Annotated in this window: 15 protein-coding genes; 11 read left to right on the top strand and 4 right to left on the bottom strand. The window is 62.5% G+C overall.

Annotated elements, in window-relative coordinates; translation table 11 throughout:
• Positions 1-28 precede the first annotated feature (28 nt).
• From ACX3P0_RS05365 to ACX3P0_RS05350, 4 genes are all read right to left on the bottom strand, one after another.
• Positions 29-766, bottom strand: coding sequence for a CpaD family pilus assembly protein (locus ACX3P0_RS05365; RefSeq protein WP_459087077.1), 738 nt, complete (start codon positions 764-766; stop codon positions 29-31).
• Positions 767-781: 15 nt separating this feature from the next.
• Entirely contained in the window at positions 782-2,269 is a 1,488-nt protein-coding gene (locus ACX3P0_RS05360) for a type II and III secretion system protein family protein (RefSeq protein ID WP_459080596.1), read from the bottom strand.
• The gene (gene cpaB, locus ACX3P0_RS05355; protein WP_459087075.1) at positions 2,266-3,078 is read right to left on the bottom strand and encodes a Flp pilus assembly protein CpaB; all 813 of its coding nucleotides are present in this window, start codon (positions 3,076-3,078) and stop codon (positions 2,266-2,268) included. The genes ACX3P0_RS05360 and cpaB overlap by 4 nt, the downstream gene beginning before the upstream one ends.
• A 192-nt stretch (positions 3,079-3,270) precedes the next feature.
• Positions 3,271-3,789 (bottom strand): A24 family peptidase, encoded by a 519-nt coding sequence (locus tag ACX3P0_RS05350; protein ID WP_459087073.1) that lies wholly within the window; start codon positions 3,787-3,789, stop codon positions 3,271-3,273.
• Positions 3,790-3,954: 165 nt separating this feature from the next.
• On the opposite strand from ACX3P0_RS05350, the gene ACX3P0_RS05345 reads away from it, so the two are divergent.
• The 11 genes from ACX3P0_RS05345 to ACX3P0_RS05295 all read left to right on the top strand — a co-directional run bounded on the left by ACX3P0_RS05345 (position 3,955) and on the right by ACX3P0_RS05295 (position 14,949).
• Positions 3,955-4,371 carry a pilus assembly protein N-terminal domain-containing protein gene (locus ACX3P0_RS05345; RefSeq protein WP_459080599.1) on the top strand — a complete coding sequence of 139 codons (417 nt, stop codon included), beginning with the start codon at positions 3,955-3,957 and terminating at the stop codon, positions 4,369-4,371.
• 155 nt (positions 4,372-4,526) lie between these two features.
• A complete protein-coding gene (locus tag ACX3P0_RS05340; protein ID WP_459080600.1) occupies positions 4,527-5,123 on the top strand; it encodes a TadE/TadG family type IV pilus assembly protein in 597 nt (198 codons plus the stop codon).
• 37 nt (positions 5,124-5,160) lie between these two features.
• Positions 5,161-5,787, top strand: coding sequence for a TadE/TadG family type IV pilus assembly protein (locus ACX3P0_RS05335; RefSeq protein WP_459080601.1), 627 nt, complete (start codon positions 5,161-5,163; stop codon positions 5,785-5,787).
• A 93-nt stretch (positions 5,788-5,880) separates the two neighbouring features.
• Positions 5,881-7,122 (top strand): phosphopentomutase, encoded by a 1,242-nt coding sequence (locus ACX3P0_RS05330; RefSeq protein WP_459087071.1) that lies wholly within the window; start codon positions 5,881-5,883, stop codon positions 7,120-7,122.
• Entirely contained in the window at positions 7,115-8,005 is an 891-nt protein-coding gene (gene mutM, locus ACX3P0_RS05325; RefSeq protein ID WP_459080603.1) for a bifunctional DNA-formamidopyrimidine glycosylase/DNA-(apurinic or apyrimidinic site) lyase, read from the top strand. Before ACX3P0_RS05330 ends, mutM begins: the two co-directional genes overlap by 8 nt.
• A gap of 111 nt (positions 8,006-8,116) precedes the next feature.
• Positions 8,117-8,890, top strand: coding sequence for an enoyl-CoA hydratase (locus tag ACX3P0_RS05320; RefSeq protein WP_459080604.1), 774 nt, complete (start codon positions 8,117-8,119; stop codon positions 8,888-8,890).
• A gap of 178 nt (positions 8,891-9,068) precedes the next feature.
• The gene (gene rpsT / locus ACX3P0_RS05315) at positions 9,069-9,335 is read left to right on the top strand and encodes a 30S ribosomal protein S20 (RefSeq protein ID WP_459080605.1); all 267 of its coding nucleotides are present in this window, start codon (positions 9,069-9,071) and stop codon (positions 9,333-9,335) included.
• Between the two features lie 795 nt (positions 9,336-10,130).
• Entirely contained in the window at positions 10,131-11,666 is a 1,536-nt protein-coding gene (gene dnaA / locus ACX3P0_RS05310; RefSeq protein WP_459087069.1) for a chromosomal replication initiator protein DnaA, read from the top strand.
• Between the two features lie 199 nt (positions 11,667-11,865).
• On the top strand, positions 11,866-12,984 hold the full coding sequence (gene dnaN, locus ACX3P0_RS05305) for a DNA polymerase III subunit beta (RefSeq protein ID WP_459080607.1): 1,119 nt from the start codon (positions 11,866-11,868) through the stop codon (positions 12,982-12,984).
• Between the two features lie 38 nt (positions 12,985-13,022).
• Positions 13,023-14,162 carry a DNA replication/repair protein RecF gene (gene recF, locus ACX3P0_RS05300; RefSeq protein WP_459087067.1) on the top strand — a complete coding sequence of 380 codons (1,140 nt, stop codon included), beginning with the start codon at positions 13,023-13,025 and terminating at the stop codon, positions 14,160-14,162.
• A gap of 31 nt (positions 14,163-14,193) precedes the next feature.
• Positions 14,194-14,949: a molybdopterin-synthase adenylyltransferase MoeB gene (locus tag ACX3P0_RS05295; protein ID WP_459087065.1), complete on the top strand. Its 756-nt coding sequence runs from the start codon at positions 14,194-14,196 to the stop codon at positions 14,947-14,949.
• Positions 14,950-14,951 lie beyond the last annotated feature (2 nt).

Raw genomic sequence — 14,951 nt, 5'->3', positions numbered from 1 at the left:
TCCGTGACTTGCGTGCCTTTGGCCCGGCTCAATACGTCACTTCCGAATTACCGAGAAACTCACCCGAAATTTCTCGATTTCGATAGACGTCGATCACCGTGCTGCGATTTTCGGCATCGATTGGGGTCTGCTTGCGCGGCCCGAGCAGATCGGCCGGGTTGGCAATCTGGGCGGCAAGGTTGTTTTGAGACGAACAGCCGAAATTGGCGTAATGCTTATTCTCCACGTTCTGGAGCAGATCGTCGGGCCACCGGCCGCATTTGTCGGTGTGGGCGCGAAGCCGCGAGTAGCTGACGCGGATGGGGGCGGAGGTTTCCGACGAACTGGCCTGGTAGGACGCCACCGCGATGCGGTTGCGGGGGATGCCGTTCTTCGCCGCGAACTTGACGAAATCGCGCCCTGCCGAGGCGGCGGCGATTTCGTTGGCCGATCCCGATGGAACCAGAATGGTCAGCGCGGGTGCCGCGCTCTTGTCATAGCCGTCGAGGAAGCCCGCGAGTGTCTGGCGCTGGTATTGCGTCATGCCCCGGTCGCCAGCGCCCACAGGCAGGTCGATCTTCTCGTCCTTTTCGGAGATCACGATCGGATGGTTGGTGCGATAGTCGTCCGGGATCGAACCGACCGTGACGCTGTCGCGGTTGGCGCAACCCGACAACAGGCCGATGGCGGCCACCGCCAGGATGGGTGCTGCCAGAAGACAGGCGCGTGAGCGGCCGGAGCGCGATGCGGCGACTTCCATCCTGGCCTTGAATGCTGACTGAGACATGACCGGGTTCCCCGCTTACTTGTAAATGAAGCCGACGACGCCGTGGTAGCGGCCGTTCGGTCTATCGGTCTGCATGGTTCCATAGACGCGGTTGACGCGGCCTAGGAAAATGCCCGCGCCGTCGCTTGCCGGAGTGAAGTTGTCGTCGGGCTTGGCAAGTTCGTTGCGAGCCACCGGCCGCGCCAGATAAGGCGTGATGATGATGACCAGTTCGGTTTCATTGCGGACGAACTCACGGCTCCGGAAGAGCGCGCCAAGCACGGGAATCTTGGTCAATCCAGGCACCGCATTGATGGTCTGGCGAACATCGTCATTGACCAGGCCCGCGATCATCATGGACCCGCCCGACGGCAGTTCGACGGTGGTGTCGGCAAGCCGCTTGCGAAGCGAAAGAATGTTGCTGCCTTCCATCTGGACGGCACCGTCGGAGGTCGGCTCCGAAACGGATGTTCTGACCTTCAGGCTGATGCGTCCCGCCGACAGCACCACCGGCTGAAATTCGAGACCGATGCCGTAATCGATCTTGTTCAGCGTGGTCGTGCGCACGCCGTTTTCATTGGTTACCCCGGAAACGACGTTATATTCGCCGCCGACCTTGAAGGTCGCCTTTTCACCGGAGACGGCGGTTAGCGTGGGTTCGGCCAGCGTCTTCATGACGCCCGACTGTTCCATGGCGTTCATGGTGCCGCTCAGATAGCTGGGCAGGCTGCCGACCGGCGATCCCCTGGTACCAGCCTGCGCGACGGATTCCGCCGTTGAGGCAAGAGACTGGAACGAAATTCCGTCCGCCTGCCCGATCAGCTTGACGCCGAGCTGTTTCATGACGGAGCGGCTTACTTCCGCGACTGTCACTTTCAGCGTCACCTGATCCTCGCCGACAATCTGCAGCAGGTTGACGATCTGCGAGGTTCGTCGTTGCGAATCCGGGTTGTCGATGCTGACGCCGCTTTGCGCGGATCCGCCGGCTGCCGTCTGCGAATACTGGCCGGTCGTCGCCTCGCCGCCTGACACGAAGATATTGGCAAGGTCGGCGGCGCGCTTGGCGTCGAGCGGCGTATCGACGGTTCCCGTCAGCACGACGTTGTCGTTGAGCAATTCGACCTTGACTTCGGATGTCGGGATGAAGCGCTTGATATAATCCTCGAGCCCGGCGACGTCGCGCTCGACGGAAAGGTCGAGGCTGACGATCTGCTCGCCATTGGGTCCGAAGACGAAGATGTTGGTTTCGCCCACCGACTTGCCGAACAGATAGATGCGCCTTGCGGTGCGCGTCACGGCGTCGGCGACGGCCGGATTGGCGACCAGGATGTCATAGGCATCGCTCGGCAGGTCGATGACGACCGATTTGTTCAGGCCAAGCTTGACCCGCTGCACCGCCTTGGATGCCGTTACCCGCGCCGCGCCGGCGGCACTCGCCTGATCGACGCCCTGCGCATAAGTTCCCACCAGCATCAGGCTGGCGGCGGCGGCAAAGACGATCGGCAGTTTTCTGATGGACCTCATTTCCTTGCCCCTACTTCGGAAACTTCGCCGGACTTGATCAGGCGCACCGTTCCCCGCCGCCCATTCCCGGAAACCAGGTAGTCGGCTTCACCGGTGGCTTTCTCCTGCGTGTCCTTGACCGAGCGCAGCGCCAGCGTCAGGCGATCGGCCATCTGCTGGGCCACGGTGATGATTTCCGCCTGCTGGGACGTCAGCTCCAGTGTCGCCGTCTGGCCAACCCTGGTCTTCTTGCCCTCTTCATCCTCCTGGATGGTCTGGTCGATCGCCAGCACACGGATGTTCTGCAGGATCGTCTCGGTGGTAAACCCGGTGGAGCCTGTGGCATCGGCCCGGCGCGTCATGATGACGTCGACATGATCGTTGGGAAGGATGAAGCCGCCGGCGGACGTGTCGGCCGCGATCGACGTGGCGACGGCGCGGCTGCCGGCCGGCAGCATCGACGACATGAAGCTCTGCCCCTCGGGGATCAGCTTGGCCCGGCGCAGCGGCTCGCCGGCAAACATCGCCATGCGGGCGACGGAGCCTTTCAGCTTTTCGACCGCGTCCGGCTCGGCGGCGCGGGTAATGAAATTCTCGTTGAGACCATCGGCCGGCCAGGCCTGCCATTCGAGATTGGCGCCCACGGGATCGCCGATCGGCACGTCGCCGGAAAGCACGAGGACATCCTTCAGCGCGATGCTCGGCGTCGGCAGTCCGGCATCGACGACGACTTCCTGCGGCGCTATCGCCACCATGTTCTTCGCTACGTATCCGGCGCCGCCCGCAGCAGCTACCGCCACGCCCAGAATTATAAGTCGGGATGCTGGCATATGTCCGAACCCTCGCCCTTGGCAAACCACCTAGCCAAGCGGAACATTGCAGCGGCAATCGTCAAATTATAGTTAACGCAATGCTTACGATTGTGATTAATTTAACGTTTAGAGATGTTCGAAGCATTCGATCTCCCGGACTTCAGTAACGAGCGCTTTTAACCGGCCCCCAATAGCCGGGTATCCGCGCGGTCAACCCGCCAGTCGTGCAAGCGCCCATGTCATCATGGACGTGTCCGGATAGGTCAGCAGGCCGCCGATCCCCAGCGCGATGCCATAGGGAATACCCGTCTGCTCGTTGGCCAGATGCTGCAGGAAGGCGCTGTGGCGGGTAAAGACGGCGAGCGTCGACTTGCGATAGGCCAGGATGCCCAGGGTCAGGACGCCGCCCAGGAAAGACGAAATCACCAGATATTCTATGAGTTGGACATTGAAGCCCATCCAGATGGCGGTTGCGGCGAGCAGCTTGGCATCTCCGCCGCCCATGCCGCCCATGGCGAAAAGCCCAAAGGTCACGCTCAACACCAACGCGCCGGCTGCGAAATGCCAGCCAAAGGCCGCCCAATCCATGCCGGTCAGCGGGGCCGCCAGCGCAAAAACGACGATCAGCAACAACGGGACACGGTTGGCGATGGTCATGGACAGCATGTCCGAGATCGCGGCAAACACCATGCAGAACGGAAAAACGACGAAAATCAACGCTTCAAGCATTTGTTTCGAGCACCGTACAAGGGCCAATGTATCGCTGAAAGATTAACGCGATTCCGTTAAGGATCGGTGAGCCGCAGCGAACCGGCCTGCCGCAAGTGCTGCTTAACCGTTGGTTCACCAATCTCGTTCATTGTCTGTTGAACAGTTTGGGTCCCGGGGAGCACCATGGCCAACTTCAGATCCTTTGCGATAGCCGCCGCGGTTTTTGCGACTGCCTGCCTGCCTGCCCAGGCTGGAGCCGGAATCGAAGTCACGATGAACGAGGCAAAGATCGTCAAGCTGGCGCGCGCCGCCGACACGATCGTGATCGGCAATCCGGGCATCGCCGATGCTTCGGTCCAGGATGCCTCGACCATCGTTCTGACCGGCAAGGGGTTCGGCGTTACCAACCTCGTCGTGCTCGACAGCGACGGCAGCCCGATCATCGACGAACAGGTCACTGTGGTTCGGCAGGACGCATCGTCGGTCCGCATCTATCGCCGCGCGCAGGTCCAGACGATGTCGTGCACGCCGTATTGCGAAAGCTCCTTCAAGACCGATGCCGAAAAGAAGTCCGAGGGCGAACTGAGCGGCGGGAACTGATCGGGTCGACGATGTTCGTTCACGGCCGGGCCTGTTTCTGGTTAGCGCCGGGTAAAGCGAAATCCGTCAAATTGAACGACCATCCAAACCGGCCTTCAACGGATTTCCGCTACAGTCCCGGCCGATAACCGCATCAGGATCGGCAGGGACCGGACATGAGCAGCCATTCCAAGCCCGCAGGCGTCAGACAAAAGGCAGCACCTACCGGGTTTCTCAGGCGGTTCCTTCGCGACCGCAGCGGCAGCACCGCGATCGAGTTCGTGGCGCTTGCAATCCCCTTCTCCATGCTGGTTTTCGCCATTCTCGAAAGCTGCATCTCGTTTGCGGGCCAGGAAGTGATGGCCAATGCGACCGACGACGTGGCGCGTCAGTTCCGGACGGGACAGATGAGAACGACCGGGCTGACGGCCCCGCAGGCCACCGACAAGGTCGAGAAGGAAATCTGCTCCAGGCTCGAGATCATGGTCGCCAAGGGTTGTCCCGGCCTGTCGGTCGACCTGCGCAAATACGACACTTTCGCCGAAGCCGCAGCTGCCGGTTTCACGATCAACAATGGCGACATCGTGTTGAGCGGAACGGGTAACGCATTCACTGTCTCGCCCGGCGACTCCGGCACGATCAACATGCTGCGGGTGTTCTACAAATGGCCGGTGATGACCGATTTCATGAGCACGTGGATGTCGAATGCGGGCAAGGGCAAGACGCTGCACTACGCTTCGACGACCTGGCAAAACGAACCATTCGACAACTGATTTGACGGCGGCACGGGGCAACGGGAAGGACAACAAGATGTCGGTTTGTGCGGGGGCACATCGCAAGGCTTCGGCCTGCATCAGGCAAGCGATCCGGCTTTGCCGTGACCGGCGCGGTGTGGCGGCAATCGAGTTCGCATTCATCGCCCCCCTGCTGCTGGCCATGTATTTCGTCACGATGGAAGTGTCGCAGGGCATCGAGACCAGCAAGAAGGTCAGCCGCATCGGCTCGATGGTGGCCGATCTCGTGGCTCAACAGCAAAACGTAACCCCTGCCAGCCTCAAGGCCATCATGCAGATCGGCCAGGCCACGCTGCAGCCCTATAACCGGTCGGACCCGACAATCATCATCACCGAGATCGAGATAACCGGCGATACCCCGCCGAGGGCCGAGGTATCGTGGTCGCGCCGCCTGGTGAAGGGCGTCGATTCTGCCGGTGAGGCCAAGGAATCCGAGACCACGGTTCCGGATGCCCTCAAGATCGCCGGCACCCATATCGTGCGGGTGCAGAGTTCGCTTGAATACAAGCCTGTCATCGCCTGGGCCGCCGAGAGCGACAAGCGACCGCTGGGCCTCTCTTCCGCCTTCAGCAACATCTCGATGAGCGAAACCTATTATCTGCGGCCGCGCATGAGCACATCGGTCGCGTGCGCCACCTGCTGATGCGTTTCCTCTAGGGCCGGCTCCAGTTGCCGATTGCCATTGAGCGAGCGCACTCCTATGTCTCAGCCGTCAGGTTGATGCACACAGGTTCGGATGGCGCGCGCTTTCGTTTTCGTACTCGATTCTTTCGGCATAGGCGGTGCTGCCGACGCGGCGCGCTATGGCGATGCCGGCGCCAACACGTTCGGGCATATCGCGCAGGCCTGCACTGAAGGCATGGGCGACAGGCTGGGCCTGCGCCAAGGCCCGCTCGCCATCCCCAACATGGCCGCCCTTGGGCTGGGGCACGCAGCCGAAATCGCCACCGGGTTCTTGTTCGAGGACGGGGCTGCGCGGCTACTTCCATCGTCCTTTCACGGCGCGGCGCAGGAAGTTTCGAGCGGCAAGGACACGCCGTCCGGCCATTGGGAAATCGCCGGCCTGCCCGCGCTTTTCGACTGGGGCTATTTCCCCGACACGGTGCACTCCTTTCCCGCCTCGCTGACCGACGCCATGATCCGCGAAGGCAAGGTTCCGGGCATCCTGGCCAACCGCCATGCGCCCGGCACCACGGTGATCGAGGATTTCGGTGAGGAGCATATCCGGACCGGCAAGCCCATCTGCTATACATCGGTGGACTCGGTGCTCCAGATCGCCGCGCACGAAACCTATTTTGGCCTCGACCGGCTCTATGAATTCTGCACGGTGGTGCGCCGGCTGTGCGACCCGCTCAAGATCGGGCGCGTGATCGCGCGACCGTTCATCGGCGAAACCGCCGCCACCTTCCATCGCACGCCCGACCGCCGCGATTATGCCGTGTCGCCGCCTCAGCCGACGTTGCTCGACCGATTGACCGCGCAAGGCCGGCGCGTCATCGCCATCGGCAAGATCGGCGACATCTTCGCCCATCGCGGCGTCTCCGAAACCCGCAAGGGCGCGGGCAACATGGCGATGTTCGACAAGGCGCTCGGTGCGATGGACGATGCGGGCGACGGCGACTTCGTCTTCGCCAACTTCGTCGATTTCGACAGCGAGTTCGGCCACCGCCGCGACGTTCCGGGCTATGCCGCGGCGCTCGAAGCCTTCGACCGGCGCTTGCCCGAGGCACTGGCGAGACTGAGACCCGGCGACCTGTTCGTGCTGACGGCCGACCATGGCAACGACCCGACATGGCGCGGCACCGACCATACCCGCGAACGCATTCCGGTGTTCGGCGTCGCACCCGGCTTCAAAGGCGGCGGCATCGGCCTGAGGCCGACCTTCGCCGACATTGGAGCTACCGTCGCCGAACATCTTGGCCTGTCGCGCAGCGAGCACGGCACGTCATTCCTGCACGCGATAGGCGGCCATGCCTGAACTGCCCGAGGTCGAAACGGTAAGGCGCGGCCTGCAACCCGTTCTGGAAGGCGCGCGCATCCTGCGCGTCGAGGCACGCCGGCCCGATTTGCGCTTTCCCTTCCCCGAGCGGTTTTCGGAAAGGCTCCGCGGCAAGACGGTCGTGTCGCTTGGCCGGCGCGCCAAATATCTGACGCTGGAAATGGAAAGCGGGCCTAACCTCCTCTGCCATCTCGGCATGTCGGGCTCTTTCCGCATCGAGATGCAGGACGCCGAACAGGTGCCCGGCGCTTTTCACCACGACCGCTCCAAGAACGCGGCCCACGACCATGTCGTCTTTCACCTCGTTTCGGCGGCGGGCGACACTGCCCGCGTGATCTTCAACGATCCGCGCCGCTTCGGCTTCATGCTGTTTGCCGAGGGACCGGTCAACGAACACAAGATGCTGGCCGGCCTCGGTGTCGAGCCGACCGGCAATACGCTGGACGGCGCGTTGCTCGCGTCGCTGTTCAAGGATCGCAAGGCACCGCTCAAGGCTGCCCTTCTCGACCAGCGGCTGGTTGCCGGCCTTGGCAACATCTATGTGTCGGAAGCGCTGTGGCGCGCCGGCCTGTCGCCGCTGCGGGCGGCCGGCACCATCGCCGGGCCGGGCAAGAAGGTCCGTGAGCAAAGCGAGCGTCTCGCCACCGCCATCCGTTCGGTCATCGCAGACGCCATCGCGGCCGGCGGTTCTTCGCTGCGCGACTATGTCCACGCCGATGGAAGCCTTGGCTATTTCCAGCATTCCTTCGCCGTCTACGACCGCGAAGAAGCGCCCTGCCCGACGCCCGGCTGCAACGGCCATATAGAGCGCATCGTCCAGAGCGGCCGCTCCACCTTCTATTGCCCGACGTGCCAGCGCTGAAGGAAAGCCCCGTCCCCGACAATCTATCGGCCCCAACAGTCGGCTGGCATTGAGGGCGGGCCGGCATTGCGATAGATCGAATGGCTTGTTGCGAATGCGAGGAGAAAAACCATGGCCTATGAGACGATCCTGACGGAAACGCGCGGCAAGGTCGGCTTGATCACGCTGAACCGGCCGAAGGCGCTCAATGCGCTGAACTCGCAGGTGCTGGCCGACCTTCTCGCCGCGGTAAAGGTATTCGAGGCGGACGCCGGCATCGGCTGCCTGGTCGTCACCGGCTCGGAAAAGGCCTTCGCGGCGGGCGCCGATATCAAGGAAATGCAATCCAAATCCTATGTGGAAGCCTATCTGCAGGACTTCTTCGTCGGCTGGGAAGAGTTTACCCGCGCCCGCAAGCCGGTAATCGCGGCGGTCGCCGGCTATGCGCTGGGCGGCGGCTGCGAACTGGCGATGATGTGCGATTTCATCATCGCGGCCGACAACGCCAAGTTCGGCCAACCGGAGATTACGCTTGGGGTCATGCCGGGCATGGGCGGGTCGCAACGTCTGACCCGCTTCGTCGGCAAGGCCAAGGCCATGGACCTGGTGCTGACAGGCCGCATGATGGACGCCGCCGAGGCCGAGCGCTGCGGCCTCGTCTCGCGAATCGTGCCGGCCGAGACATTGCTCGAGGAAGCGCTGAAGGCGGCCACGAAGATCGCCGACTTTTCGCTGCCGGCGGTGATGATGGCCAAGGAAGCCGTCAACCGCTCCTTTGAGACGACGTTGTGCGAGGGATTGCGTTTCGAAAGGCGCCTTTTCCACTCCATGTTCGCGCTCGAGGACCAGAAAGAAGGCATGGCCGCCTTTACCGAGAAGCGGAAAGCGAATTTCGTCAATCGATGATCGTCGCAGACCGCAAAGGAGATCATCGTAGACCGCAAAAAGACCGGGGTTCAGCGTTGACGCGCCGGGAAAGCTGAATTATAAGCCGCACCAATCGAGGCGGCCCCGCGGCTGCCCGTTGTTTTTTGCGCGTTGCGACTTCCGCAGGCGCTCACCACAGAGATCGGAAAGAGGCGTCATGGCCAATACCTCCTCGGCCAAAAAGGCCACGCGCAAGATCGTCCGCCGTGCGGCCATCAACAAGAACCGCCGCTCGCGCGTTCGCACCTATGTCCGCCAGGTCGAAGAGGCACTGGCGGCCGGCGACAAGGTCGCTGCCGCAGCCGCCTTCAAGGCAGCCGAGCCGGAATTGATGCGCGCCGCCACCAAGGGCGTCCTGCACAAGAACACCGCGTCCCGCAAGGTTTCGCGTCTGGCCCATCGCGTCAAGACGCTGACTGCCTGACCGCATTTTTGGATTTTCGTAAAAGCCCGGCGCACCGCGCCGGGCTTTTTGCGTTTGCCGGCAATGGTTTAAAAAAGAGCAATTTGTATCCGACGCCCGACGCCTTTAAATCTTTGCCGGCATATTCATCGAGACGAATGTTTCAGCAGCAGGCCGAACCGCGGCAGCGTCGCGTCGCCTGTCACAAATAAGTTATTCTTTTCAAATATTTACAACAGGTAATGCACAGGTTCTGCACAGCGCCGGCCGCCAAGCGGGGACAAGTTGCTGTCAAGCGAATTATAAAAAAAAATTAACCGGCGCGACCCGTTTTCCGGTTTCCCGGAAAAGAGTTTGAATCACAACGGCTTTGCCTGAAGCGACCCTGCCGGCAAGCTCCCGGCAACCGTCCCGGTAACCAGATTCGTTAAAAATGTGTTAGTCGCGCCCTTGCCCTGTCCACAGGGAATTCGGTAGTGTCCCTCCATCGAAAGGGAAGGGCCAGCGGCTCTCTACCTACCTAAATAGGCCAGCCAAAATTGGCGGAATTCACAACGCGGGGCAACCTCCGCGAACGGGTTTGGTTTGCCTTTCGATGCGTGGGGACTGGGGTAGCGTAGCATTGTTACCGGTCCGGCAGTTTGCCGGACGCTGTTGCTATGCCTTGCGGGGCGGGCATTTCCGAGGAGCGTTAGTTCCTCGGGGGGACTGGGTTTGTGGCCGGCGGCGGCTGCGAATTTCCAAGGAATGGCAGATCGCCGGACCAAGGGTGCAGGAGGCGCACCCCCGGCGCAAACAGGTACAAGGAATTTAAGCATGCAAAGCGGCGTCGACAGGGAGTTTGGTGGCAACCTCCCTCTTCAGGTAAATTTGGCCCATGGGGATCGGATGGCGGCGTCCAGCGAAGCGGAATCGAGGTTCGAGCGCGTCAAGATCCAGTTGAAGGCGCGCCTTGGCACCGAAGTCTATTCAAGCTGGTTCGGCCGGATGAAACTGGCGGAAGCGTCCAAGGGGATCATTCGCATCTCGGTCCCGACCGCATTCTTGCGCTCGTGGATCAACGGGCACTATCTCGACGTCATCTGCGAACTATGGAAGCAGGAAGATCCGGACCTCCTGAAGATCGAAATCATCGTGCGGACGGCCACGCGCCATATTCCCAGCCCCCAGGCCGAGGCCCTGCCCGCATCCAAGGCGACGCGGCAGACCCAGACAGCGCTTGCCTCCAGCACGGTAGCGGGCCGGCCCGAGCGTTCGGCCATGCCGCATGGGCGTCCCGCCGATGGCGAGATGCGCCAAAGCGTTCTCGGCTCGCCGCTCGATCCGCGCTATACGTTCTCCTCCTTCATCGAAGGCCCGTCGAACCGGGTTGCGTTCGCTGCGGCCCGCGCCGTGGCGGAATCCCAGTCCAATGCCGTGCGCTTCAACCCGCTGTTCCTGCACGCCTCGGTCGGTCTCGGCAAAACGCATCTTCTACAGGCTATCGCGGCCGAATCATTGCGGCAGAACCCGAAATCGCGCGTCGTTTATCTGACGGCGGAGTATTTCATGTGGCGCTTCGCCACCGCCATCCGCGACAACAACGCGTTGACGCTGAAGGAACAGTTGCGCGACATCGACCTCCTCATCATCGACGACATGCAGTTCCTGCAGGGCAAGTCGATCCAGCATGAATTCTGCCATCTCATCAACATGCTGCTCGACAGCGCCAAGCAGGTAGTGGTTGCGGCCGACCGCCCGCCTTCCGAGTTGGAATCGCTGGAGCCGCGCGTCCGCTCGCGCCTCAATGGCGGTGTTGCGCTGGAAATGTCGGCGCCGGATTTCTCCATGCGCCTCGACATGCTCAAGCTTCGCCTGGAGACGGCGACGGCCCAAGGCACGCCGCTGGATATTTCCGAGGAAATCCTCAACCATGTCGCCCGCACCGTGACCGGCAGCGGCCGCGAACTGGAAGGCGCGTTCAACCAGCTATTGTTCCGCCAGTCGTTCGAGCCGCAAATCACCATCGACCGCATCGACGAGATCCTCGGCCATATCTACCGCACCGGCGAGCCGAAGCGGGTCCGCATCGAGGACATCCAGCGCATCGTTGCCCGCCATTACAACGTTTCGAAGACCGAGCTTCTGTCCAACCGCCGCACCCGCACCATCGTCAAGCCAAGGCAGATCGCCATGTATCTGGCCAAGGTGATGACACCGCGTTCGCTGCCGGAAATCGGCCGGCGCTTCGGCGGACGCGACCACACCACGGTGCTGCATGCGGTGCGCAAGATCGAGGACCTTTCCGGCGGCGACAACACGCTGGCGCAGGAACTGGAACTGCTGCGCAGGCTGATCAACGACCAGGCTTGAACGCAGGCCGAATGCTGCTGAACGCCGTTTCGGCGGCGTTATCCCCAAAAAGCCTGCGATGCCGTCCTGAACCGGCTTCGCGGGCTTGCGTTTGAATGGATTTTCCTGTCAGTTTGGCGCAAATCTGACCCTGTTCAGACATTCTGCGGGTACCGATCATCGGCGACCCGCTTGTTCAGTCAAGTGAGCCTCTATCGTCATGCGCGTCATCCTGGAACGGTCAAATCTCCTGAAATCCCTCAACCACGTCCACCGCGTGGTCGAGCGCCGCAACACGATTCCGATCCTGTCCAACGTGCTTCTCGCCGCCGATGGTGCCAGCCTTGAAATGAAGGCGACCGACCTCGACCTGGAAATCACAGAGGCAACGCCCGCCAGGGTCGAGCAGGGTGGCGCGACGACCGTGCCGGCGCATCTGCTCTACGACATCGTGCGCAAGCTGGCCGACGGCGCGGAAGTGATGCTCAAGACGGACGAAGACGGCAACGCCATGACGGTCGCCTCCGGCCGCTCCAGTTTCCGCCTGCAATGCCTGCCGCAATCCGACTTTCCAGAACTGTCGGCGGGTTCGTTCTCGCATATCTTCCGGCTCGACTCGACGGCCCTCAAGGGCCTGATCGAAAAGACCCAGTTCGCCATCTCGACCGAAGAGACGCGCTATTATTTGAACGGCATCTACCTTCACACGCATGAAGTGGGCGGCAAGCTCAAGCTGCGCTCGGTGGCAACCGACGGCCACCGGCTGGCGCGCGCCGAGATGGAAGCGCCGGCCGGCTCGGAAGGCATGCCGGGCATCATCATTCCGCGCAAGACGGTCAGCGAATTGCAGAAGCTGGTCGACGATCCGGACGTTGCCGTCACCACCGAGCTTTCGGAAACGAAAATCCGCTTCACCATCGGCTCCGTCGTGCTGACCTCGAAGCTGATCGACGGCACCTTCCCGGATTACCAGCGCGTCATCCCGACCGGCAACGACAAGAAGCTGGTCATCGACCGGCAGAGCTTTGCCGCTGCCGTCGACCGTGTCTCGACCATCTCGTCGGAACGCGGACGCGCGGTCAAGATGTCCATCGCTGAGGGCCAGGTGACGCTTGCCGTCAACAATCCCGATTCCGGCAGCGCCACCGAAGAACTTGCGGCGGATTATTCGTCCGACCCGATCGAGATCGGCTTCAACGCACGCTATCTGCTCGATGTCGCAGCGCAACTGACCGGCAGCGAGGCGAGGTTCATGCTGGCCGATGCCGGTTCTCCGACGCTGATCCACGACGCCAGCGACGAGACCACGCTCTACGTGCTGATGCCGATGCGGGTGTAGGCGCCCGTTGGAAATCAGTTACCCTGTGGCGCACGCCTATGCCAGCTAACGGCGCAACCCACCTCACCAGACTGTCGCTGACCAATTTTCGCAATTATGCCGGATTGGCCATAGATTTGCGGCCCGGTGCGGTGGTGTTCACCGGCGACAACGGCGCGGGCAAGACCAATCTTCTGGAAGCGATTTCACTTTTTACGCCGGGGCGCGGCCTGCGCCGCGCGCCCTACGGCGATGTCGCGCGCGAAGGCGGCGACGGCGGCTTTGCCCTTCACGCCGCACTTGACGGCCCGCAAGGCGATGTCGAAATCGGAACCGGCATCATTGCCGGCGATGCGGCAAGGCGGGTGCGCATCAACGGCGCGTCGGCGCGTTCGACCGATGCCATGCTGGAATGGCTGCGGGTCGTGTGGCTGACGCCCGCCATGGACGCGCTGTTTACCGGACCGGCGGGCGACCGTCGCCGCTTTCTCGACCGGCTGGTCCTGGCGGTCGATGCCGGCCATGGTCAACGTGCGCTCGACTATGAAAAAGCGATGCGCGGACGCAACCGCCTGCTTGCCGAAGGATCGCGCAACGACCCCTGGTTCGAAGCCATCGAAACGCAGATGGCCGAAACCGGGGTGGCGATTGCCGCAGCCAGGGTCGAACTGGCGCGCCTGCTTGCGGCCATGATCGAAAGATTGCCGAATGACAGCCCCTTTCCGCAGGCCGACCTGGCGCTTTCCGGCGAACTGGAGGCGCAGATCGGCTCGGCTGCCGCGGTCGACGTCGAGGAACGGTTTCGCCGGATGCTTGCCTCCGGACGCGAGCGCGACCGCGCCGCCGGGCGCACGCTGGACGGGCCGCACCGCTCCGACCTCGTCGTGCGCCACCGGCCCAAGGCGATGCCCGCCGAACTCTGCTCGACCGGCGAACAAAAGGCGCTGCTGGTCGGCATCATCCTGTCGCATGCGCGGCTGACCGGTGAAATGTCGGGCATGCGGCCGATACTGCTTCTGGACGAGATTGCCGCACATCTTGACGGCGGGCGGCGCGCAGCCCTGTTCTCCATCCTCGAGGAATTGAACTGCCAGGTCTTCATGACCGGCACGGAACCCTCGCTGTTTGCCAGCCTCAAGGGCCGCGCGCAGTTCCTGAGCGTCGATCACGGCGCGGTTGGGCCAACGACCGGCTACTGACAAGCATTCCGGCCCGCACTATGGTTTCCCCATGACCACCCTCACCGACGAAGAACTGGAACGCTATGCCCGCCATATCGTGCTGCCGGAGATCGGCGGCGCGGGCCAGCAGAAGCTGAAGCGCGCGCGGGTGCTGGTGATCGGCGCGGGCGGGCTCGGCTCGCCGGTGCTCGAATATCTGGCCGCCGCCGGCGTCGGCACGCTCGGCATCGTCGATGACGACACCGTGTCGCTGTCCAACCTGCATCGTCAGGTCATCCACGAAACGGCGGCCGTCGGCCAGACCAAGGGGGGAAGCGCGGAAAAGTCGATTGCACGGATCAATCCCCATGTCGTGGTCGAATTGCACACCCTGCGCCTGACGGCGCAAAACGCCCCTGCCCTCGTCGCCGGCTACGATGTCGTGGTCGACGGTTCCGACAATTTCGAGACGCGCTATGCGGTTGCGGACGCTTGTGCTGCGGAACACAAACCGCTGGTGCATGCCGCCATCGGCCGCTTCGACGGATCGATAACCGTGCTGAAGCCGTTCGAGAGGGCAAGCGACGGGCGGCAAAACCCGTCCTATCGCGATCTTTTCCCCGAACCACCGCCGGCTGGCCTGGTGCCATCTTGCGCCGCCGCCGGCGTTTTGGGCGCGCTGCCGGGTGTCATCGGCACGCTGCAGGCGATGGAAGCGATCAAGCTCATTACCGGCATTGGCGAACCGCTGGTCGGCCGGCTCTTGCTCTACGATGCGCTTGCCGCCCGCTTCGACACCATCCGCTATTCAAGCCCGAAGGAGTGATA

Source organism: Mesorhizobium sp. A556 (genome assembly GCF_054489545.1).
Note: the sequence above shows the minus strand (reverse complement) of the source record. Positions and strands in the feature narration are given on the sequence as shown.

Bases quoted from the DNA above. Each gene is read 5' to 3' on its own strand.
- ACX3P0_RS05350 (WP_459087073.1), bottom strand. From the start codon at position 3,789: ATGCTTGAAGCGTTGATTTTCGTCGTTTTTCCGTTCTGCATGGTGTTT.
- rpsT (WP_459080605.1), top strand. From the start codon at position 9,069: ATGGCCAATACCTCCTCGGCCAAAAAGGCCACGCGCAAGATCGTCCGC.
- ACX3P0_RS05295 (WP_459087065.1), top strand. From the start codon at position 14,194: ATGACCACCCTCACCGACGAAGAACTGGAACGCTATGCCCGCCATATC.
- ACX3P0_RS05330 (WP_459087071.1), top strand. From the start codon at position 5,881: ATGGCGCGCGCTTTCGTTTTCGTACTCGATTCTTTCGGCATAGGCGGT.
- dnaN (WP_459080607.1), top strand. From the start codon at position 11,866: ATGCGCGTCATCCTGGAACGGTCAAATCTCCTGAAATCCCTCAACCAC.
- ACX3P0_RS05320 (WP_459080604.1), top strand. From the start codon at position 8,117: ATGGCCTATGAGACGATCCTGACGGAAACGCGCGGCAAGGTCGGCTTG.
- ACX3P0_RS05345 (WP_459080599.1), top strand. From the start codon at position 3,955: ATGGCCAACTTCAGATCCTTTGCGATAGCCGCCGCGGTTTTTGCGACT.
- ACX3P0_RS05335 (WP_459080601.1), top strand. From the start codon at position 5,161: ATGTCGGTTTGTGCGGGGGCACATCGCAAGGCTTCGGCCTGCATCAGG.
- dnaA (WP_459087069.1), top strand. From the start codon at position 10,131: ATGCAAAGCGGCGTCGACAGGGAGTTTGGTGGCAACCTCCCTCTTCAG.
- recF (WP_459087067.1), top strand. From the start codon at position 13,023: ATGCCAGCTAACGGCGCAACCCACCTCACCAGACTGTCGCTGACCAAT.
- ACX3P0_RS05340 (WP_459080600.1), top strand. From the start codon at position 4,527: ATGAGCAGCCATTCCAAGCCCGCAGGCGTCAGACAAAAGGCAGCACCT.
- ACX3P0_RS05365 (WP_459087077.1), bottom strand. From the start codon at position 766: ATGTCTCAGTCAGCATTCAAGGCCAGGATGGAAGTCGCCGCATCGCGC.
- mutM (WP_459080603.1), top strand. From the start codon at position 7,115: ATGCCTGAACTGCCCGAGGTCGAAACGGTAAGGCGCGGCCTGCAACCC.
- ACX3P0_RS05360 (WP_459080596.1), bottom strand. From the start codon at position 2,269: ATGAGGTCCATCAGAAAACTGCCGATCGTCTTTGCCGCCGCCGCCAGC.
- cpaB (WP_459087075.1), bottom strand. From the start codon at position 3,078: ATGCCAGCATCCCGACTTATAATTCTGGGCGTGGCGGTAGCTGCTGCG.